The 21,936-nt window shown below is 36.6% G+C and carries 19 protein-coding genes and 2 pseudogenes; 18 read left to right on the top strand and 3 right to left on the bottom strand.

Annotated elements, in window-relative coordinates; all coding sequences use genetic code 11:
• Positions 1–119 precede the first annotated feature (119 nt).
• The 7 genes and pseudogenes from MHH71_RS00430 (at position 120) to MHH71_RS00455 (ending at position 4,503) form a co-directional block, all read left to right on the top strand.
• Positions 120–587, top strand: coding sequence for a DUF2004 domain-containing protein (locus tag MHH71_RS00430; RefSeq protein ID WP_006095370.1), 468 nt, complete (start codon positions 120–122; stop codon positions 585–587).
• 26 nt (positions 588–613) lie between these two features.
• Positions 614–1,144 carry a suppressor of fused domain protein gene (locus tag MHH71_RS00435; protein WP_006095371.1) on the top strand — a complete coding sequence of 177 codons (531 nt, stop codon included), beginning with the start codon at positions 614–616 and terminating at the stop codon, positions 1,142–1,144.
• A 43-nt stretch (positions 1,145–1,187) separates the two neighbouring features.
• Positions 1,188–1,622, top strand: a complete 435-nt coding sequence (locus MHH71_RS00440; RefSeq protein WP_006095372.1) for an SMI1/KNR4 family protein — start codon at positions 1,188–1,190, stop codon at positions 1,620–1,622.
• 174 nt (positions 1,623–1,796) lie between these two features.
• A pseudogene (locus tag MHH71_RS00445) lies at positions 1,797–1,928 on the top strand (PoNe immunity protein domain-containing protein); the annotation flags it as partial.
• A 487-nt stretch (positions 1,929–2,415) separates the two neighbouring features.
• Entirely contained in the window at positions 2,416–2,958 is a 543-nt protein-coding gene (locus tag MHH71_RS00450) for a T6SS immunity protein Tdi1 domain-containing protein (RefSeq protein WP_006095373.1), read from the top strand.
• 96 nt (positions 2,959–3,054) lie between these two features.
• A pseudogene (locus tag MHH71_RS30465) lies at positions 3,055–3,204 on the top strand (DNA/RNA non-specific endonuclease); the annotation flags it as partial.
• A 327-nt stretch (positions 3,205–3,531) separates the two neighbouring features.
• Positions 3,532–4,503, top strand: coding sequence for a DUF3994 domain-containing protein (locus tag MHH71_RS00455; protein ID WP_006095374.1), 972 nt, complete (start codon positions 3,532–3,534; stop codon positions 4,501–4,503).
• A 268-nt stretch (positions 4,504–4,771) separates the two neighbouring features.
• On the opposite strand, the gene MHH71_RS00460 is transcribed toward MHH71_RS00455, so the two are convergent.
• Complete coding sequence (locus MHH71_RS00460) at positions 4,772–5,794, bottom strand: hypothetical protein (protein WP_006095375.1); 1,023 nt, start codon at positions 5,792–5,794, stop codon at positions 4,772–4,774.
• Positions 5,795–6,015: 221 nt separating this feature from the next.
• Here MHH71_RS00460 and MHH71_RS00465 point away from each other — a divergent pair, with 221 nt between their 5' ends.
• The 5 genes from MHH71_RS00465 to MHH71_RS00485 all read left to right on the top strand — a co-directional run bounded on the left by MHH71_RS00465 (position 6,016) and on the right by MHH71_RS00485 (position 10,283).
• Positions 6,016–6,591 carry a hypothetical protein gene (locus MHH71_RS00465; RefSeq protein WP_006095376.1) on the top strand — a complete coding sequence of 192 codons (576 nt, stop codon included), beginning with the start codon at positions 6,016–6,018 and terminating at the stop codon, positions 6,589–6,591.
• 178 nt (positions 6,592–6,769) lie between these two features.
• Positions 6,770–8,053: an aminopeptidase P family protein gene (locus tag MHH71_RS00470; protein WP_006095377.1), complete on the top strand. Its 1,284-nt coding sequence runs from the start codon at positions 6,770–6,772 to the stop codon at positions 8,051–8,053.
• A gap of 119 nt (positions 8,054–8,172) precedes the next feature.
• Positions 8,173–9,768: a multicopper oxidase family protein gene (locus tag MHH71_RS00475; RefSeq protein WP_033798981.1), complete on the top strand. Its 1,596-nt coding sequence runs from the start codon at positions 8,173–8,175 to the stop codon at positions 9,766–9,768.
• Positions 9,769–9,888: 120 nt separating this feature from the next.
• On the top strand, positions 9,889–10,095 hold the full coding sequence (locus MHH71_RS00480) for a hypothetical protein (RefSeq protein WP_033798982.1): 207 nt from the start codon (positions 9,889–9,891) through the stop codon (positions 10,093–10,095).
• A complete protein-coding gene (locus MHH71_RS00485; protein WP_255291956.1) occupies positions 10,044–10,283 on the top strand; it encodes a PoNe immunity protein domain-containing protein in 240 nt (79 codons plus the stop codon). Before MHH71_RS00480 ends, MHH71_RS00485 begins: the two co-directional genes overlap by 52 nt.
• A 501-nt stretch (positions 10,284–10,784) precedes the next feature.
• On the opposite strand, the gene MHH71_RS00490 is transcribed toward MHH71_RS00485, so the two are convergent.
• Both MHH71_RS00490 and MHH71_RS00495 read right to left on the bottom strand, forming a co-directional pair.
• Positions 10,785–11,324: an STM3941 family protein gene (locus tag MHH71_RS00490; protein ID WP_033798983.1), complete on the bottom strand. Its 540-nt coding sequence runs from the start codon at positions 11,322–11,324 to the stop codon at positions 10,785–10,787.
• A 186-nt stretch (positions 11,325–11,510) separates the two neighbouring features.
• Complete coding sequence (locus MHH71_RS00495) at positions 11,511–11,813, bottom strand: hypothetical protein (RefSeq protein WP_003202614.1); 303 nt, start codon at positions 11,811–11,813, stop codon at positions 11,511–11,513.
• A 261-nt stretch (positions 11,814–12,074) separates the two neighbouring features.
• Here MHH71_RS00495 and MHH71_RS00500 point away from each other — a divergent pair, with 261 nt between their 5' ends.
• Genes MHH71_RS00500 through MHH71_RS00525 form a run of 6 tightly spaced genes read left to right on the top strand, consistent with a single transcriptional unit; the run spans position 12,075 to position 21,857 of the window.
• Entirely contained in the window at positions 12,075–15,503 is a 3,429-nt protein-coding gene (locus tag MHH71_RS00500) for a DUF4132 domain-containing protein (RefSeq protein WP_033798984.1), read from the top strand.
• A gap of 15 nt (positions 15,504–15,518) precedes the next feature.
• Positions 15,519–16,625, top strand: a complete 1,107-nt coding sequence (locus tag MHH71_RS00505) for an ATP-binding protein (RefSeq protein ID WP_006095383.1) — start codon at positions 15,519–15,521, stop codon at positions 16,623–16,625.
• Complete coding sequence (locus MHH71_RS00510) at positions 16,586–18,898, top strand: DUF5682 family protein (RefSeq protein ID WP_033798985.1); 2,313 nt, start codon at positions 16,586–16,588, stop codon at positions 18,896–18,898. Before MHH71_RS00505 ends, MHH71_RS00510 begins: the two co-directional genes overlap by 40 nt.
• A complete protein-coding gene (locus MHH71_RS00515; protein WP_033798986.1) occupies positions 18,888–19,994 on the top strand; it encodes a VWA domain-containing protein in 1,107 nt (368 codons plus the stop codon). The genes MHH71_RS00510 and MHH71_RS00515 overlap by 11 nt, the downstream gene beginning before the upstream one ends.
• Entirely contained in the window at positions 19,970–21,604 is a 1,635-nt protein-coding gene (locus MHH71_RS00520) for an SWIM zinc finger family protein (RefSeq protein ID WP_033798987.1), read from the top strand. Before MHH71_RS00515 ends, MHH71_RS00520 begins: the two co-directional genes overlap by 25 nt.
• Positions 21,579–21,857 carry a hypothetical protein gene (locus MHH71_RS00525; protein WP_018766753.1) on the top strand — a complete coding sequence of 93 codons (279 nt, stop codon included), beginning with the start codon at positions 21,579–21,581 and terminating at the stop codon, positions 21,855–21,857. Before MHH71_RS00520 ends, MHH71_RS00525 begins: the two co-directional genes overlap by 26 nt.
• Positions 21,858–21,936 lie beyond the last annotated feature (79 nt).

Genomic DNA, 21,936 nt, shown 5'->3' on the forward strand with positions numbered 1-21,936 from the left:
CAGAGTAGATTAGTTTTACAATAAAAATAATGTTAATGAAGAGGATGACTTTTGTACTATCAGAGAAGTAAATCTTGGCCCAAGAGATTTTCTGATAAATAAAAAGGGAGAGTTTGAAAATGATAATAAATGATGTGGTTTTTGGTGAGCTTGAATATACATATGGATGGGTTAAGTATATTACCATTGAATTTTGTGGGAAAGAAGCTGAAATAGCATTGATGGTTAAAGGTGAAGAAGACGGTAAGTTTGATGAAGAACAATATACTGCTTATAACTCATTAGTGCAAAATTGGGAACAATTACAGCAAGGTTTTTTACAAGCGATATTAGACTATTACAAACAAGAGCGTCAAGAACTAGGGTATGATATTGAATTTAATGAAAATTATCCACACATCGAAACAACTGATCAATTACTTGAGATGATAACTTTAGTTGGAATTGTAGTTCCATATGGAGATATTTATGAAGAGCGAGATATTGGGATAACTTTTGATTGTACATGGGACACAGAAAATGGACTAGGGATTCGTCTATTAAATGAAAAAGTAACTGAAGTGGGTTACCAAGACGTTGCCATTTAAATCTTAATCGAAATAGCTATTTCCGTATGCCTACTCCATCAAGTGTAGATAGTGGTTATGCAGAACTTGTCATGCATCTGCCAAAAGATTGGGAAGTATCAACATCTGCTTTGGATAGTGCGAAATACGGTTGGCCCTTGCGCCTTTTACGACAGCTTGGGGAAAATGTACGGCGAAATGGATATGGCTTAGGACAGTGGCTTGTATTTCCGAATCAATCAGAGGGATATTTAAAACAGACGTATGGAGTCCAATTAGGTGAAATGAAGTGGGATCCAAATGCGTCAATTCATCCATATGATAAAGAGACGGGATTTTCTGTTGTTATGATTGTACCGCCGCTGCCACAATGTTCAAGTACATTCAAAATGGAATTTCGTGAGGATGTTAAAAGAATAGAGGGTGACTGGCCAATCTACTTCCATACATTATTACCATTATATAAAGAGGAAATCCATTGTTATTGCAAAGATGGACTTGATACGTTATTACAAAAGTTAATGAAAAATGGTGTTGAAGCGGCATTTGATTTTAATCGAGGGAATACTTGTAAATAAGAGAGAACTCCCTCGTTTTTCTAGTATAAGGGAGGAAAAGTTAGTGACAAAAGATGAAATTGCAAATTTATTAGAAAGTATGTTAGATAAAGAACTAGGGGATTTAGATTCCCCTTCAGCTAATGATTGGGTAAAAATTGAGAAAAAGTTTGGATGTCAATTTCCTAAAGAATTTAAATACTTTATTGAACTAATGTCTGAATATGTCTTTCCAGGAGAGATTTTAAATGTTTCTAGTGGTAAAACGAACGGAAATGCTACTATTGAATTTACTTATGATTATGAAATGAAAGAAGGCTTTTGGAAAAACGAACTAATCCCTTTTTACAGTATAGGTAATGGAGACTACTTTTGTCTTCATTCAAAAGAGTGCCACCAAACGGGAGTTTACTATTATTTTCATGAAGAACATGGTGTAACCAAAGAAGCGGATAATTTTGAAGACTGGTTAAATCAATTACCAACCTATTTGAATTAATATCAAAAAATTGATTTGTATCCTAGAAGTGTATTCTTTTATTAAACTATGGATTTTAGGTAGACTAGAAATGGATAAACAAATGAAAATGGCTATAGTCTATTGTTAAGGATTAACAGATGAGATTTTAGCGGAAAAATAACAGAATCCCATAATACTTCTATAGTGAACATTCGAAGTCAGATTTTTAGTGGTTACTGGAGTTTTGAAAGTGGAGCAATCGCAAAAATATTAAATTTAGATGACTCAACCTTGAGAGATACTCCATATTATCCTTATGATATGGTGCATTATCGAGAAAAATAAATGTAAGAATCCACATTGAAAAACTTTTAAACTGTGGATTTTTTATGCTCAATTAAGCATCATACTAAGTCGGTTTATGAAGTTAGTAAAGGAGTTAAAAGGGCTAAGAGGTGAGATGAAGTAGAAATTCAAGTGGATTTTAACTAAAATACTAAATTTGATTCTGAAGAATTTGTAAGACAGTTTAAAGCTTAAGGAAATATTAAAGGTAAATGAATATTTGAAAAATCGTAAACGACTTCTTGATGAAGATAGCGCAATAGAAAGTAAGACATATTAGCAGACAGCTATACATAATCCAGATTAAGTAACTGGGAGATACGCAGCTAATAGTGGGGCATGTAGGATATTAGTATGAACGCTTTACTATGTTCTCCATCAGGGCATCGAATAGAAACTTTGGATGAAAAAATTCAATAAATATCACCGAACATGATGAGGAACAATTGAAAAGGGGGAATAGTTTTGTATAACTAACTTAAAAATAATGAAGGACTTTGAATTGGAAAAAAGAGTTCCTGAAAGTTTAGTCGAAAAGTATTCTAATGTACTTCCTGAAACGTTAATTAATATTTGGGAAAACTATGGATTTGGAAAGGTTTTAAATGGCTATCTTAGGTTGATTAATCCAGAAGAGTACTTTGAAATTGTTAAAGAAACGTATATTAGAAATCAAAATACAATACCGTTGTTTACGACAAGCATGGGGGATATCCTTTTATTTGAGAAGTATGGTGATAAATCATATATTATTCAATTAAATTATCGTAAAGGAAAATCAAAAGTTATTGCCTCTAAATTCAACCTGTTTTTAAGATTTCTTGAGGAAGAAGAATATTTAGAAGAATATATGGAATGGAATCCCTATTTAGTAGCTATTCAGAATTACGGAATTCCAGCTTATAATGAGTGTTTTGGCTATGTTCCTCTTCTTGGATTAGGGGGCGCAGAAAAAGTAGAGAATCTGCAAAAAGTTAAATTGATCGAGCATATTTATTTAATTACTCAATTTATGGGACCGATTGAATAACTGTTAGGTGTAATGCTATTTTCATAATGAAATGGAAAGTATAGATGTAGAAAATATATAAATAGGGCACTTGAGAGCCTATTTGTATGCCTATAATTAAAGAAGGAGGGTTATAAATATACAACAGATGAACTTGGTAGAATAGTAGAAGTTGAGGCGGGAAATTTAATACTTAAAAAAGGAAAACGGAACAAAGGAATGCAAGTTGCAGCAGGACGGCCGAATAGATTGAAGACTGATGATGGTTTTATTAGTGACTTATATAGGTGACTAATAAGATTGAGCAAATTTTTTTGATTTAAAAAATGTTTTAGACTATAGAAAAAAGTAATAGATTATAAAAAATAGTTGTAGATTGAAAAGGTGTTTTCTGTATATGAAAGCACCTTTTGTTAACATAAAGCCATTGTGTTAACAAACCTTTGAAAATCCCTATAGAAGAAATGAAGACTTCAAGGAAAGACACTTTGACGTTGAAGAAGGTGAATGGTACGATATATAGGAATAATATGGATATGGTGGAAGTAACGAAAACGGTTTTAATCAGTAAAATTTAAAGGGGATAAATTAGTCATGAAAGCAAAGAAACTAGTAGGTGTAGCAATTCCAGTTATGTTATTATTCGGTTGTGGGGTATCGGATAAAACTGAATCTCAGGAAACAAAGACAGAAGAGTCTAAATCCGCTAAAGAAGATGAAAAGAAGTCTTCTGTTAAGAAAGTGAAGGTATCAAAAGAAGACTACACAACTAGGGTAGTTGGACTAGTTGAAGAGTTTGATACTATATTTAAGAAGCATAATGATACAATAGGAGAACTCTTTGACGGCAAGAAAAAGAAATCAGACGTATTAGATTCAATAAAAGAACTGGATGGGGTATTAGATAAGATTGAATCTATAGACCCACCTAAAGAGTATATAGAAGAACAGAAAAACCTTGAAAAAGCGACTGGTTACTTTAGAGAGTCCTCCAAAATAGTAGAAGAAGTGTTTACTAGAAAATCAACTAGAGAAAAAGGCGAAAAGACTGACAAAGAAATGGTTGAAGAGTCAGAGAAGATTCTGAAACAAGGTGACGAATACTGGTATAAAGCAATTAACTCACTTAAAGATAAGAATACAAAAGTCGGTGATGGTACAGTATCGGTTAAAGATATTAAAGACTTAGATAAGAAAGCCGGAATCGACTATGATGCGGTACAGAAGAACGTAATAGATGGTACTGAATTAATTGGTAACTGGGGTGTACAGACTTCTGACGGATTTAAACCATCATTTATCTTAAAAGGTGGAAGTCCTAAAACTTTCGAAGTTTACAATGCAGAAGAGTATCCAAAGAAAACGAACCATATAGAAGGTACATGGGAATATGATAAAGCTAGTTTAACATTAAAACTACATATCACAAAACAAATGTCAAACGGTGTAGAAGCAGAGGTTGTTCAAAAAGACATAGATTATAAAGTTCAAAACTATGATAGAAAGAACTTGCAATTATTCAACGATAAATCATTTAATACAACTAGGTATGTGAAACAAAGTTAATAAATGAAATAATAATTGCTGAAGAAGATATTAAATGAATATAAAATAGTTTGTTAACAGGAGAAAGATAAATATAAAAATTAGAAATCCACCTTTAGTGAAGTACACCCCAATTGTTAGACACAGTCTAACAATTGGAGGTGTTTTTCTTATGGCTAAATTTACAATTGAAGAGAAATTATATATTGTTTCTAAAACGAAAACAAACACCTCAACCAGTGGCTCACTATATATGATAGAAGACATGGGGGATGTTTGTTTTGCTATTTCATTTTTTATTATGTATCTCTTTTTTTAATTCGATTTGTTTTTCTATCTCCTTTTTAGCTCCATCGCTCATTTCATAGATATGAGACCAATATTCCCTTGCAATCGGATCATATTCTACCCTAACCGTGATATCTTTTTGGGAATCCGTGTTTAAATATCCATTAATGGTTAGCGCATGAATTGCATTCGATGGTCTATTTTCTTTCTTGTAGGAACTTGTATGCTTATTAAACGTTTTTTCAACAATTGTTAAATCCAAATTATACTCATTTTTCACATATTGAATCGCTTTCGATTCAGCATTGTTACAGATATTTACCTCTTCCTCAGGAGTAAGAGCTAGCTGCTTTTCTACTTCTACAGCACGTTGGTTATCTTTAGATAGACTCATAACACCTGTATTTTCTTTTGAATCATAATCTACCAGCCACTTTTTATCTTTGTAGTATGCTTCGACAGAAGATTCACATGAAAAGCCACTGCCTCTACCATTTTGTTTAGCACAGTTTAATAACTCAAAATGAATGTTTATTTTGGGATATACAGGACTTCCTGAACCTTCATTCGATTGCAGTACACTTTCCCTTGTCACATATGTAATCTGAATGGGACCATTATTTTTTTCAATCGCTTGTTTTATTTTTTCTTCAATACGTTGATCATGAACCTGCTTCGTGAATATGTAGTTCTCCTCATAAAAACCATAAATTTTTAAAGGAAGAAATAAAGCAAGCCCTAAAACAAAACAAGAAAGTGCATAATAAGCCAACATTCGCTCTGAAGTGTATATACGGAAACAGGAAAGTACAACGCGAATATATACTAAAGGCAAAGCAATATAAAAAATAGGCACGGAAAAGTAACATGTAAAGGCTGTTATTAGAGCGATCTCCCCGAGCAACTTGATATATTGCGGAATCCCCATACTGTATGCCGCTAGAATCAAAAACCAAATGTAACTTGTTGATACAAGAAAAGCAATTCTATAATATTTCTTACTTCTTGTTTTTTTCTCTTCCATTTTCCCACCATCTTTGCAAAATTGAACTTCTAATTTCCATCCTTACTTTAAACAAAGGTTTTGTTTAAATTCAGTTTCTCAAATATACAAAGTAAATACAAGAACAAACTCCATTCATTAAATTGGTTTCATACCTCATCTGAAAATGATATGATTGCATTGTCAATATTATCTAATTATTCAAATGTATTATAAGGGAATGAAAAAGAGGAGGAGAAATCATGGGTTTTTTCAATAGATTTTTTAAGAAAGTGGAACAAGTAAACAATAATGAGGCAACCCTCAATGAATTAAATGAAGAATTGTATGTTGAATCCCCATTAGAAGAAGCCAATAGCTATTGGGTCTCAATTGCACAAAATTTAATTATCAATACTGTAAAAGCTGCTGACAATAATGTGGAACGTGCTTTTATATTGCTTAATTTGAAAAATGGTGAGGCTTCATTTGATATTTTTTATCAAATGAACGGGCAATTGTATTTTTGGGATCAGTTAGAAAATCAGACGATTAAAAATAGAATTAAGAATGAGTTGTTACCACAAGCTTCGGAAGTTTCAGATGCAGTAAATCGACAATTTTATGAAGCGGACCATCCTACAATTTCGTTTGCAGAACTGCAATTTGAATGGGAAACAAAGGCCTGGTTTTCACACATCATCTGGGAAGACGACCCTGCCTCACAATTACCAAAAGCTCAAATATTAAACAAATGGTTCAGCATAATCAAAAAGGAAACCCAGGATACACCACTTGATAGTGATACAAAATTTTCTTGGTATCCATCAATCTCTTAAAAATCTAACAGTATTTAGCTAGATAAGGAATAGGCGTGATAGAAATGGCTGGCAGTAGGACGCTCACTGATTAATGTTTTACTTTCTACACGATAATTGTTAATTGACGAAAAATTAATAATAAAATGAATTACATTGGATAATTTGTTTTGATACATAGAATTCAAGGGGGATTATTATGAAGCCAACATTTTTTGCCCAAAATAGAGAACGATTAACGAGAACATTGCCAGATGAATCGATTACTATTTTATTTGCCGGACAGGCACCACATATGTCAGCTGATGCACACTATAAATTTGTGCCGAATCGAAATTTTTACTATTTAACGGGAATCGATGAGCCAAATGTTATTTTTATTTTAAAAAAGTTTGGAGATAGTGTAGAAGAAACTCTTTTCATTGAAAAACCAGATCCAGTGCTTGAAAAATGGGTTGGTAAAACCGTTTCGAAAGAAGAAGCAGAAAATATTTCTGGTATTAAGAAGGTTGTATATATAGAAAGTTTTGAAGTAACAATTGCGAATACACTTTTCGCAGAAAATGTGAAACATGTGTATTTAGATTTAGAACGTCGTAATTGGAAAGGTACTGAGACGAAGGCGCTAGCATTTGCGAAGCACGTAAGAGAACAGTATCCTCATCTTTCAATTGGGAATGTCTATCCGAACATTTGTGAATTACGAGTGTTCAAAACAGATGAAGAAATTAAAAAAATAAAAGAAGCAATTGAGGTTACTCGAGAGGGTATTTATAATGTGCTGAAACAAGCGAAAGCAGGCATAATGGAATATGAATTAGAAGCGCATTTTGATTTCACATTAAAATCGTCTGGTATTAAATATCATGCATTCGATACAATTTTGGCGAGTGGTAAAAATGCTACTGTGCTGCATTATGAAGATAATGATGCAAAAGTGCAACAAGGTGATTTAGTACTGCTCGATTTAGGTGCTCAAAAAGACTACTACAATGCTGATATTAGTTACACATTCCCAGCTAGTGGAACATTCTCTAATCGCCAAAAACAAATATATAATATTGTATTAAAGGCATTAAAAGAAACGACTGAACTTATAAAGCCAGGATTAAAATTCGCCGCATTAAATGAACATACAAAAAAAGTACTGGCAGAAGAGTGTAAAGAAATTGGTTTAATTCAAGAAGATGAGGAACTATCTAAATATTATTATCATGGTGTGAGCCATTTCCTCGGTTTAGATACTCATGATGTAGGAACATACAAAGATAGAGTATTAGAAGAAGGTATGGTCATTACGATAGAACCAGGTTTGTATATTGAAGAAGAATCAATTGGAATTCGTATTGAAGATGATATTCTTGTCACAAAGGACGGGTATGAAAATTTGTCAAAAGATATCATTAGAACGGTTGAAGAGATTGAAGAGTTTATGAGAGAAACTAATGAAAACGTTAAGGAAAGACAAGTTGTTACAAAATAGTAAATGTAAAAGACGCTCAATTTTTGGGCGTCTTTTTATTTTGTTCATTTGGCATCTCCATATTTTCTCGAAAATCGTCTTATATAATAATCTTGAAAAAGCAAAAGGAGGGATTTTCCATGAAGAGATTTGTATTAACAGCAGTTACAGTCTCCGTAATATCTTTAATTGCTGCATGTTCTGCGATCACAAATACAACAAATGATTATAAAAATATGAATGATAAAAAAACAGCACAGACTGAAACGGCTACAAAACCATTGAAAGTTGTAAAAGGATCAGAAGTTACTTTAATAGCGAAAGAAGAAAAACAAAAGCTAAGTAACGGTGTTATTGTTCCAGTCTGGACATTTAATGGTTCATCTCCTGGACCAGAGATTAGGGTGAAAAAAGGTGAAAAGGTTAAAGTGACATTAAAAAATGAATTATCTGCACCAGTATCTATTCATTGGCATGGGTATCCTGTCCCAAATAACATGGATGGAATTCCAGGTGTGACACAAGATGCGGTTGAATCTGGAAAAAGTTTCACCTATGAATTTAAAGTGAACGTACCAGGAACGTATTGGTATCATTCGCATCAAGATTCTGTAAATCAACTAGATAGAGGCTTGTATGGTGCTCTCGTTGTAGAAGATACAAATGAAAAGTATGATAAAGATTACACATTAATGTTAGATGAATGGGTAACAGATAAAAAAGAAATCGATAAGCAGTTAAAAGAAATGACAAAAGGGAAAACAGAAAAAGCAGACGGTAATAAATCTAGTATGGATAATAAAAATACGAAAAAGAATGATGATATGAAAGGAATGGATCATGGGAATATGAGGATGAAAGGTCATGATATGAGCATGTATGACTTATTCACAATCAATGGTAAAAGCGGGGATTTAGTGGAGCCATTAAAAGTGAACAAGGGAGACAAAGTTCGACTTCGACTAGTTAATGCTGGTTACCTATCACATGATATCCATGTTCATGGTCATGATATTAAAGTAATTGCGACAGATGGCCAACCAATTAATGATCCAAAAGTTATTAGGGACAAAGTAATTTCAATTGCACCAGGTGAACGTTATGATGTTGAATTTACTGCTAACAACCCTGGGAAATGGTATGTTGAGGACCATTCAGAAGATAAAGGTGCAAAAGGAATGAAAGCTGTTATTGAATATGATGGCAGCAAAGAGATGAAAGACAAGGCAAATGAAAAAGAAAAACTACCAAAATTAGATATGACGAAATATGGTGCTAAAAAATTAGGTGATTTCACGTTAGACCAGCAGTTTACTGTCACATATAATATGGACTTGAATACTCAAATGAATGGAAATGAAATGGTATATACAATTAACGGTAAAGTATTTCCGGATATCGACCCAATTCCAGTGAAAAAGGGTGACTTAGTAAAAGTAAAATTAGTAAATCGCTCTAAAACAGATGATCACCCGATGCATTTACACGGTCATTTCTTCCAAGTATTAAGTAAAGATGGAAAAAGGATAGAAGGTTCTCCAATTGTTAAAGATACTTTGAACTTGAAACCTGGAGAAGAATATGAAGTAGCCTTTGTAGCAGATAATCCGGGGGAATGGATGTTCCACTGTCATGATTTACACCATGCTTCAGCAGGGATGGTAACAGAAGTGAAATATACAGATTACAAATCTGATTATGTTCCAAACTCTAACATTCCAAATAAGCCAGAATAATATAAAATTCATGTAGTTCATAATAATATAAAGCAGTTATCTTATGGATAGCTGCTTTATTAATTTTGGTTGCTAGTGTTAATGCATATGTTGATCATGCCCGGATGAAGGTGGAGGAGTATGATCTGGGAATGTTACGAATACCTTTCTATAGGTATTATGTTAGAAATTGATAAGAATACATTTAATATTCTTGTAAATTTAGTAGAGAAGAAGGGAACTCTCAAAACAGTATTTGGTTATTTGAAAAACCATTTAAAAGTCTTGTTAATGTCATTATGTGCAAAGATGATACAAAAGCTAGTAAACTCATGGAGAAATACTTGATAGAAGAATGGTATGCTGGGCATAAAGACATGGGGTGGTATGATTGTCATAAACATCATGAAAAACTATATTTTGGCTATTGGATTTTTGAAAGTGGAGCAATTGTAAAAATTTTAGAATTGGATGATAGTATATTAAAAAATGTTCCTTATTATCCGTATGATATGGTGCATTTTAAAGCTAAATAGCTTGATTCTCCAATATAAAGCATGATGATATATTTTTCTATTTTTCGGTCGTTTAATTAGGTAAAATTAGTAAGTTTCCAAATGAAGCAGAATTAGCTTCCTTCAAAGGCTATACCAGTTGAGTTGGAAACGGTACATTGGCAGGAAAGCAAGGCGGTGGACCAGGAAAGGTTACCGAATGAGTCAATAAGTATCATGTAGACAGCAGTAAGAAAATCAATGATGAGATTAAGGTGGAGAGGCTTCGCTTGCGGAGAGGGTAAGAAAAACTGATAAAGGAATATCCTTAGAAGAGGTAAAGCCAGACGTACTTAAACAGATACAGGCTGACGAGGTTTAATTTGAGAAGGTTAAATGCTATGGAGTGATTTTAATAACTGTTATTGTAAACATATAAACGGGTTATAAAGCTAATGGTTCTAAAATTAAAAATAAAAAAGAACATCTTTTTTATCAAGATGTTCTTTTTTTTCATATATCTAAATTAATTCTTTTGTTATATTATTTCGCTTCATCTTCAGGAATTAAAAAGCTTATATCATACTCATCTAACTTCTCAAGTAATGTTTCTCCGTCGATTTTCAATAAATTCATATGAATATTAAATGGTATAAATCCAGCGCGCTTATTAACTCGATACAGTCGTTGTCCTTTTGAAGGTATAGAGGCAATATATCGATCTTCAACATCATCTTCCATCACAAATCCTAAATACTTTTGCCCTTGGATTGCATAAGGTAAAACGCCTAATACATCCTCCAAAGCAATTTTCACAGGATATTTTGGATTGTTAATAATTGTAATGTATTCTTGTTCTAAAATGATGGCTGGTTTTTTCGTAAGCATTTTTTGGATAACTTTCCAAAGAGCAATTAGTACAACGAATGCAAGAGCTCCAAATAAAAATCCAACTATGAAATTAGGCTCCTCAGACGAAAATGCATACATAACAATAAAGAGAAACATCACTTCAACTACCGAAGTCAAAAAAAATAATCCGACTACTTTTCTCTTTGACTCATAAATATCATATTTTCTCATACGATTCCCCCACTCATATAAATCCATCTTGATTTTCCAACATATTCGTCATCGCTATGCAGAACCAAAAGCAAAATGCCTATCCTATATAAATTGAAAAGTTTATGTGCCTTTTCAATTTATATATAATCTATTTCGCCCAACAGGACTGCAACATACAACACACATTCTCAAAGCGGCGATGTTTTAAATCTTCATTTGAAATCCAAAAATATAACATTCTACTTTCCGGTAAACCATTTTGCGTGTTTGTTCGTTGTGCAATTCTTCTAAATTTAATTGAGTGATAAAATGAAGGGGATGCTCTTTATATGTAGGATACATAAATAATACGGGTAAATTAAGAGCTCTCCCCATTTTCGAACAACCTATCGGTAATGCTTCCTCATGTCTTGGCACAACTTTTATACATTTACAAACATCGCCAATAGCTCTTCTTTCATATGTTAGTTGATATTTGCCAATCAATGCCTCCATACGTTTTTTCATAAAAACTTATAATTTAAAAAATTAGTACCTATACATCATACCATGAAAACGCTCATCACTTACTTTGTTTATCTTTATATCAAATTTTTAATGATCGTTTTAAAGAAACGTATGTTCGTATTCGGGTTGATATGATATACTAATAATGTAAATATATTCCGTGTTTTTATATCTGGAATTTCAGATATGCGAGAGAATAGGTTATATCATATGTATATGATATAACGATGAATTTATAAAAGAACTAGGGAGGCAGAGAGGATGGCAGTCAGTACATATCAGTTGTTTCAACACCTTAATATGACAGGAGCACAAGAAGAATTAGCATTGCGTTACTTGCAGACGAGAGATGAAGAAGTTTTAAAGCATATAGAACAAACGACCATTCGCGAAAATAAGCGTAGTGATTTTGCTTGGCAGTTCATGAATGACTTTAGGAAAACATATAAGAAAGATCCAGTGTTTTTTCGGTTATTCTATCATTTACTTGAGGATCAATTGTTGAATGTTCTTCTCGTGCGTTTTTCATATATGAGTTTTCCAGATATAAAGGTTTATTTCGAAAAAAGCGGTCTTTCATTCGATAGACTTGTAGTATTTGCTTGTAAGTATTTAACGAATCTTTCGCGTTCTGTAAATGAAGCGGATGTTTTTCTTAGACAATTAATAAGGGAGAATCCGAAGTATATAGAAGAACAGTTGCAAGTTATAACAGGTCAGCAAAAATTACTTTTGCTTCTAGTTATGTTAGATGCAGATTATGAGAGATTTCTTCCCTATCGTTCTTTACTGGAAGAAGAATTGGAAGAGCATGCGGAGTATATATTGAGGTTAAGTGGAGCGGAAGAGAAGATTGAAGCAGCTCAAAGGTACGTTCGAGGTGAAGCTGTTAGTAAAGTATTTGCTGGGTCATCTTTACCTGACTTTACTTGGCAGCAAATTTTTCGTATGTATCCGCATTCGGATGTTGCAAGAAGATATATGGAATTGTTAGTGAAATGCTCTGTAAAAAATTTTATGAATTATGCAATTTCACATGTCAGCCATACTCTTGAACAGTCTGGAAATTACAAAAAAACAAAAAGTTTTTATGCACAATTGTATGAAACAACTCGAGATTTGTGTGAACAATTCGGTATTTCAGAGGAAAGATTTTTTGCATATCGCCTTACGCAGCATCATTTAGGTGTTGTTGATTTTGATCGCGTATATGAATATCAATTGTTGCTTCGAATGGTGGAAGAACAACCGGAATTTGTGCAGCGTACACTGCAATATTTAAGTCAAAGTCATTACCTTTTCGTATCAATGCTTTTAGCGGAAAAAGGGTACGAGCTACATAGAAACAAAGTACGTGAAGAGTTTTTAACGGTTGTCCTTCAAACGAAATCATCTGACATACGTGGTACATATCGTGACTATCTATTAGGCACTTTATCATTTGAGGATATGAAGCAATGGTTCGAAAGCTCGAAGTTTAGAAATAATTACTGGAGAATGCCTGTTTTAGAAATTGCATTACTTTGGGATATAGAGGAAGCAGCAAAGAGGGAAGCCACTCTTACGCTTCAACTTGGGAAAGGGTATAACTATAGTTTATATGAACTTCTGCAGCGGTATGCTGCTATGGAGAACTCGCCAGAACAGGTGCTGGAAGATCTGCTTACCTACGGTTTATCGATGGAGAAGCTCGTTTCTTATTCCATTGAACAAGCTTCCGGGCATAGTGAGAAGCGAGATAAGGCGACGGAGGCACTCGTTCGTTTGTTTGTAAAAGAACGAGCGTATGTGAAAGGTGAATTTCCTGAGTATTCTGCAGATGAACGGATTTTTATTTTGGATGAGTTGGCAAAGGATAACGCAGTTCAGACGCGTGATCTTCTCATTCAAAGTCTTGGGGATTCCTCTAAAAAGGTACGTACCGCTGCAGTTGAACTTCTTACAAAAGATACGGAAGCTGCAGAAGATGTAGCAAAGGAATTAAATCATAAAAAGAAAGTTGTTCGCGAAAATGCAATGCAAACACTTTTATATTATAAAACTGACAAATATACAAAGCTTGTACAGGAAGCTTTACAAGAAAAGAAAAACGCTTCTTTGACGGAGAAGTTTGCCCCATTGCTTGGTGACGGGGAATTAGAAGGAGCATCAGGAAGTATAGAAGCTCTTTGCACGCGTATTTTAACGCCGCAAAAAAGGAATGCACTTGTGCAGTGGATCGGATTTGAACCGCAAATTCGTCTCCGCGATTCCGATACCATTGCAGATGCAATGATTCCTCTTGCATATTTTCAGCAGTACGTATCAGATTCTGTTATTGAGAAGAAGGAAGTAGCAGAAGCAATAAGCGCTGCTCTTAACGAACAAGATTTGAAGGAAAATATACAAGCGATCTATCAGCTTTGGGTTTCTCAAGGCGCGGAATCGAAGAAACGCGGTATTCTTTCGTTGTACGGTATTTACAGTGATGATGAAATGGCGATGCAACTCAAAAAGCAGATTGATGAGTGGGCGCTTGGTATGCGCGGAGCGATTGCTGCTGCAGCTGTTCAGGCGCTAGCGTTGTCCCAATCACATATTGGGCTAATGTCTATCCATGCGATGGCATTTAAGTATAAACATAAGCAAGTGCGTAATGCTGCGAAAGAAGCGCTGAGTCTCGCTGCTAAAACGCGTGGTATTACAGAAGAAGAGCTAGAAGATCAGCTTGTCCCAGACCTTGGGTTTAATAAGCGCGGTGAAAAGACAATTGATTACGGCAGCAGAACATTTACTGCCTATTTAACTCCAAACTTGAAAATTGAGCTAAAAACGGGAGAAGGAAAACGAATAAAGTCGCTTCCGAAACCAAATGCAAAAGATGATGCGGAAAAAGCTGAGGAGGCTAAGGCGGAGTTATCCTCTATAAAGAAGCAGCTCCGAACTATGATTACGATGCAAACGCAGCGTCTTGAAACAGCACTTTCTCTGAATCGCTATTGGTCACAAAATACATGGAAGTCTCTGTTTGTAGAAAATCCAATTCTGCAGCAGTTTGCTATCTCCCTTATTTGGGGTGAGTATAAGGAAGGAAAGTTGCTTGCGATGTTCCGCTATATGGAGGATGGCACGTTTAATACGATTGAAGAAGAAGAGCATGAACTTACGCCAGACACTGTTATCGGTCTAATTCATCCGTTAGAATTGTCCGAGGACGAAAGGGAATTATGGAAGGAACAGCTAGAAGATTATGAGGTTACTCAGCCATTTCCGCAAATTGACCGCGAAGTATTTCAGGTTGAGGAGAATGAGGAAGTCACTGTGGAAAGGTTTGCTGGTATCCAGATCAATGGCCGTTCGCTGTTTGGTAAGATGACGAAGTACGGCTGGAGTCGTGGATCGGTTCAAGATGCCGGTGTATATTATACATTCTATAAAGAAGATACTCGCGCCGGACTAGGGGCGGAGCTTGCGTTTGAAGGGGCACCGGTTGGATATGAAGGTGAGGAGGATGTGTGCGTTTTTGAAATTCAATTTTACAAAGCAGGCACGGTGAGCCGCGGTTCATATGACTACGACGAAATTGATCATGAGAGACGCGTTTTACCGAAGCAAGTATCGGAACGCTTTTTCAGTGAAATTTTATATGATATAAAACGGGCAACAGAATCGAATCTTGGCCGTGATGAAAACTGGCGCAGCAAGCGATAAGAAAGGAACTGACATATGCAGTCTATTAAACCATTAATGGAAGAATTATATGAAATAGAATTGAATGCGTTAGAAGCGAATGATTCGTTTCCGAAACCACCTAACTGGCGATTGTCACCGCGTGCCGTTCGGACGTTTATTATTGGACAAGAAGAACCGCTTCTTTTAGAAGGAAAAGAAGTGGAAATTAGTCGTAAGTTTTATGGTAATGATGCGCTTGTGGAACGAGCAATTGTCACATTAGCAGGAAACCGAGGACTTATGTTAATCGGAGAGCCAGGAACAGCAAAGACGATGCTAAGCGAGCTGCTTTCTGCCGCAATATGCAGAAATAGCCGTAACACTGTGCAAGGAACAGCTGCTACGATGGAAGATACGATTAAGTATTCGTGGAACTATGCACTTCTTCTTGCGAAAGGGCCTGTAAGGGGGGCGCTTGTGCCAGGACCTCTCTTTGTTGGGATGGAACAAGGGATATTAACTAGATTTGAAGAATTGACTCGCTGTCCGCAGGAAGTGCAAGATTCATTGATCAGCGTTCTGAGCGATAAAGTACTAAATATTCCGGAGTTTGGGGAGCAAGGAATTCTTACAGCTAAGCCTGGATTTAATATTATTGCGACGGCTAACACACGAGATCGCGGTGTGAATGAGATGAGTAGTGCATTGAAGCGTCGTTTTAATTTTGAAACGGTGCATCCGATTAAGGATGTAAAGCTTGAAGCAAAAATAATAGAGTCACAAGTAACGCGCTTATTAGGAGCATCAGGCATCACACCCAAAGTGGATGAGACGGTTGTTCAGCTGTTAGCGACTGTTTTTCATGAACTACGGGAAGGTGTAACTGCTGAAGGAAAACGAATCGATCAGCCATCTTCTGTTATGAGTACTGCAGAAGCAGTATCGGTATATTATCAAAGCGCAATGGATGCGTATTATTATGGAAGCGGACAAGTGAAGATGGATGCGCTTGTTCGGTATTTATCGGGCACAATTGCGAAAGAAAACAAGGATGATTTAGAAAAGCTGCGCAGTTACTTTACAAGCATCGTTAGGGCGCGAGGTCAAGTAGGAGGAGAGGTATGGAAGTCGTTTTTCGAAGCTCGCAATCAGCTGAAGTAAATGCATTGTTTCAAAGAGCTTACAATTTAGATCACAATGTCGTATATGTGCCGATTCGCCATCATAGTCCTGCGTGCTCTTTTCATGTACAAAAGATCGTTAAATTCTATAAACCGGATGCGATTCTTATAGAAGGACCGATAGATTGCAACCCTCTTATTCCGCATATTGTGAGTGCAGAAAGTGAGGCTCCAATTTGTATATATTGCAGTTATGATGATAAAACGGATGTGCTTGAAAGAGGAGAAAGTGGAAAGTACCGTGCGTACTATCCCTTTCTCGACTATTCACCGGAACTTGTCGCGCTGCGGGAAGGAGCTGCGCGCAATATTCCAGTTTCATTTATTGATCTTCCTTATAAAGAATATTTGTTTGCAACGAAAAATGAGGAAGAGAATGGGAAGTATGACGAGCAATATTTCCGGCACAGTCAATATGTCCGTATGCTTTCGGAAAAAACGGGGTGCCGAAGCTTTCATGAATTTTGGGAGAAATACTTTGAGTTGCAAGGCTTTCATATGACAAGCGAGGAGTTTGTCCGTCAGCTCTTCGATTATTGTTATTATACGCGCGCGGACTATACGCAGGAGATGTTGACAGAAGACGGATGCGAAGCCAGGGAGATACACATGGCAAAGGAAATTGAAAAAGCGCGTAAAGTGTATGACAAGGTGCTCGTTATTACCGGAGGCTTTCATGTGAAAGGGCTTCTTGAATTGGAAGGGAAAAAGAAAAAGAAAAAGCTGTCCAAAAGCCCATTATCTAAAGCGTATGCCAAAAACTATCTTATGCCGTATTCCTTTTTGGAAAGCGATCAGATGCGTGGCTATGAGAGCGGTATGCCTGCACCTGCTTTTTACCAACATATTTGGGAGAACAGGGATGAAGCGGTAGCTGAGCAATTTATGATACGAATTGCTAGACAGCTAAAGGCAGAAGGAATATCAATGGCAGATAAGATTGAAGCTGCGCGAATGATACGTGAACTTGCACTGCTTCGGGGAAAGATGCAACCTGGATTGTATGAACTGATGGATGCAGTGCGTAGTGCATTTGTGAAAGGTGAGATATTCTCGGCAGATAAACCTTTAACGCTGCTTCAGAAGAGTTTGCAAGGGACGAAGCGCGGAAAATTGTCAAAAGAAGCGGATGTGCCGCCGCTCGTGCATGATTTTCGTGCTTCTGTTCGTTCGTTTCGTCTTCCGGCACGTTCTACTGTACCACAGGAGACGATTCTTGACATATACAAGAAAGAAAGGCACTTGCGTTTAAGTCAGTTCTTTCATTGCCTCGCTTTTTTAGGAGTTCCGTTTTGCGAGAAGCTGCGCGGTCCGAACCTAGCTAGAAAGCAGAATATTAATCTTATACGAGAAACTTGGAAATATCGTTTCTCAGCGCAGGTGGAAAGTGCTCTTATTGATTTATCTGTGTATGGCGGAACGGTGAGAGAAGCCGCGCAGGAAATGCTAAGAGCAAAGCTGTATAAGGCGAAAGTGCGTGCGGGAGAGGTGGCTCTTTTATTGCTAGAAGCCTACTTAAGTGGTTTGTTTTCCGATTTCGCTATGTACAATCAGTTTATAGATGAAGCAATACAGGCGGATGGAGATTTTGCTTCTATGGCAGATTGTGCTTACTATTTATCACAAATAGAAAAAGAAAATCAGCAAGCGGATCATGCTAGACATAAAGCACTTTCGTTATTTTCTGTTTTAGATGGGGGCGAACCAGCAATTACTGCGGAAAAACTTATTGATTTGTATACAATGCAGCCTGCAGACCAGCAATTTATTGAAGCACTGGAGCTTTATTTGCAAAGGGAAAAACGAGAAAGCCAAGTAGAAGGGGCAGTATTTGGGCTGTTAACTTCTTTAGGGAAGCGGAAAATCGATGAGGTAATGCAAGTGGCAGAAGGATATTTTTATGGAAGTGGCGATATGCAAAAGCAAGCTCCGATATTTTTGAATGGTTTGTTTGCTGGCGCAAAAGATATCTTCTTATATAACGAATCGCTGCTTGACGGAATGTCTCATGTTCTAGAAGAACTTGATGAAGAGACATTTTTACAAGTATTGCCGCATTTGCGCCTCTTGTTCAGTCAATTCACGCCGCTTGAGGTGGATACGATTGCTAAACAGATTGCGCGGTTATATGGAGCCACAGAAGAAGTGATAAAAGAAGAAGCAATTTCCGAAGAAGTGCTGACGTATGCAATACAGTTAGATCGCAAGGCACGGGAAATTTTAATGAGACGGGGGCTAGAAGATGGAGAATAACATTTCTTTAAATCGCTGGCGTCTTGTTCTTGGGAAACATGCAGATGACCAAATCACATTTCAGGAAGAAGACCCTGCATACAGAGCAATGGATGAGGTACTGGAGTTTTTGTACGAGAGAGAACGCGGAGAAGAACGCGGCGGGTCGTTGGATCCCTCTCAGCTAACAGTGCCGACTTGGATTTCGAAAGTGCGGGAGTTATTTCCGAAAGAAACCATTGAGATTATGGAAAATCATGCGCTAGAAAAGTATGAATTAACGGCTCTATTGCAAGATAAGCAAACGCTTGAAAAAATGGAGCCGAATATGAATTTATTAAAATGCATTTTACAATTTAAAGATTATGTAAAACCGGATGTATTAGACACAGCTAAACGTATTGTAGCGAAAGTCGCTGAGGAGTTGCGGCGTAATTTAGAGCAAGAAGTGAAGCACGCATTAAGCGGTAGACCAGATCGAAATCGTTCTAGTCGCGTTCGCACGATGCGCAACTTTGATTTTAAGAAAACGATTCGAAAGAACTTAAAGCATTTTGACAAGGAAACAAACGCCATTCATATTGAAAAACCGTACTTTTATGCTGCCACGAAGCACGTTAGCCCATGGCGTGTGATCCTCGCAGTAGACGAGAGCGGAAGTATGATTGATTCTGTTATTCATAGCGCAGTTATGGCGGGTATTTTTGCAAGCTTACCGACGATTAAGACAGATCTGTTCATCTTTGATACAGCTGTTGTTGATTTAACGGATCGTATTGACGACCCGGTGGAAACGCTTATGAGCGTACAGCTTGGGGGAGGAACATATATTGCTCAGGCGCTGCGCTACGCAACGAATAAAATCGAGATGCCTCATAAAACAATTGTCGTGCTTGTAACAGACTTATATGAAGGTGGCAGTTACAATGAAATGTACCGAGAAGCGATGAAGATTGTAGAATCAGGAGCAAAGCTGATCGTGCTAACATCTCTGGATCCGACTGCACAGCCTTTTTATGATAAACAGGCAGCTAAAAAAATGGCGGCGCTCGGTGCTCATGTAGCGGCGTTAACACCAGGGAGGTTGGCACAATGGATCGCAACAATCATTTCTTAAATGTTCTTTCCTCTATTGATGAAACATACTTAATTGCCATGTCTAACAAAGGAACATATAAGAGAGCAATGAAGGATTTGGCCGTTGTATCAAATGTCAAAATGGACGTAGAAGAGGGTGCAGCGCAAATACATCTTGATGACGGAATTACTGTAACGTTTACGGGTGATATACGCAGTTACTCTTGTAGTTGTGAAGCCCGTTCGATTTGTAAACATGTCATTATGGCTCTATTAGAAGCAAAGAAGATGTACGAAGGTGAAGAGAACATAAAAGTTGATTTCTCTGCTCTTTTGAATGTGAACGTTCGCAATATTGTCTCCGAAAAAATGTGGGCTGAAATGATGTTTCGCGAAACATTTCAGCAAAAGTTTGTTTTAGAAGAAGAGGGGGCTTTAATTGCCACTTTCCGAGAAGAGAATATAACAGTTCGCTTTCTAACAGCTGAATCGGTAGCGGCTGCGATCTGTACGTGCAAAGCAGAGGGGATATGCCGGCATAAGGCGGAAGCGGTATATTGGTATCAAAAAGAGAAGGGAATCTCGCACGAAACGAAACAGATGCATCCTCTTATCATTGCGCCGGATAAGCTATCTATTTTCAAAGAAATGATCGAGCAAATTGTTCACTTTGGATTAACACGCCTTACCGAAAATACAATCTATGAAATAGAACAACTTTCTGTAAAAGCACGTTCTTTGAAACTCGCAAAGTTAGAGAATTTATTTCGTAAGCTCGGGGCGGATATTGGGCTATATCGGATGAAGCATGCATCTTTTCAAATGGCATCTTATCGGCAAACGGTGTCCGCGATTTATGAACACATTTTGTTGTTGGAACGCCACCATCTGCAAGAGAGTCCGTTTCGTTCGGAATATTACGAAGTTCCACCACTTATTTTGCATGCTTTTGGTGCATCTGGCTGGCAAACGAAGTCTGGTTATGTTGGTGTGACGTATTATTTCTATAATCGAGAACAGGAAAAGTGGATTACATACACACAGTCGCGCCCCATGTTTTATGAAGGGAGCAGCACAACTCCTGAAGAACTCCATGAAAGGCAAGTTCCATGGGGAATTGCAGGGAAAGGATACGAACTATCTCGTTCATCTGTCCGATTGAAGCAGGCAAAACTTAACGTCGATTTTCAATTGTCATCTAGCTCACAGACAGTAGGAGAAGTGGAAGGAAAAACAAATGTGGCAGAGTGGCAATCTCTCTTTTTAACCTCATGGGAAGAACTATTAAAAAAAGTAAAAGAGCAAAGGTTAGAGGCAAATAAACAAGGAATCTTTTGTATCGAAGTTGCTGAAATAGGAGAATGGAAGTTTCAGAAGCAAGAACAAAAATGGATCATACCTCTTATCGATAAGAATGGGAAAACATTGCAAATGCAAATGATGAAACGACCAGAAAATGAGCGAATGATTCGACTTGTAAAAATATATATGGACTCGTTGCATATAAAGAGAATGCTAGTTCATCCTTATCAGGAAGGAACAAAGCTCGTTGTTACACCTATCATTTTATATACAGAAGCAGGAGAGATTATAAATACTACACTGAGTGAAGGGGGAACGTTCTATGATCGAGTTAATGCGCCTAATTGATGAATTGGAAGAAGTTCTAGATGAGATGCTTGTCTCAGGAGCAGGGACTGTCCCTCTTTCCTTTTTTCAGGATATAAAACGAGAATGCGAAAAGTATGGTCTTTCTTATGCTGCCACGCAGGTGCTTATCATAGAGGAAGAGCGAAACAAGGCCCGCTTTCTTCATAAAGAAGAAACAAACAAACTGACAGAAGCATTTTGTAAGTTGCAGGAATATATTCAAGTTATAAAGGCTGAAATGCTGCATTTATAAATAGCTGGGTTAGTAGATGAATATTGAATTTAAATAAAAAGGTTTTCGCTAGAAGTATGCTGAAGAAGAAACGAAAACG

It is taken from the genome of Bacillus sp. FSL H8-0534 (assembly GCF_038005885.1).
Lineage (GTDB): Bacteria > Bacillota > Bacilli > Bacillales > Bacillaceae_G > Bacillus_A > Bacillus_A pseudomycoides.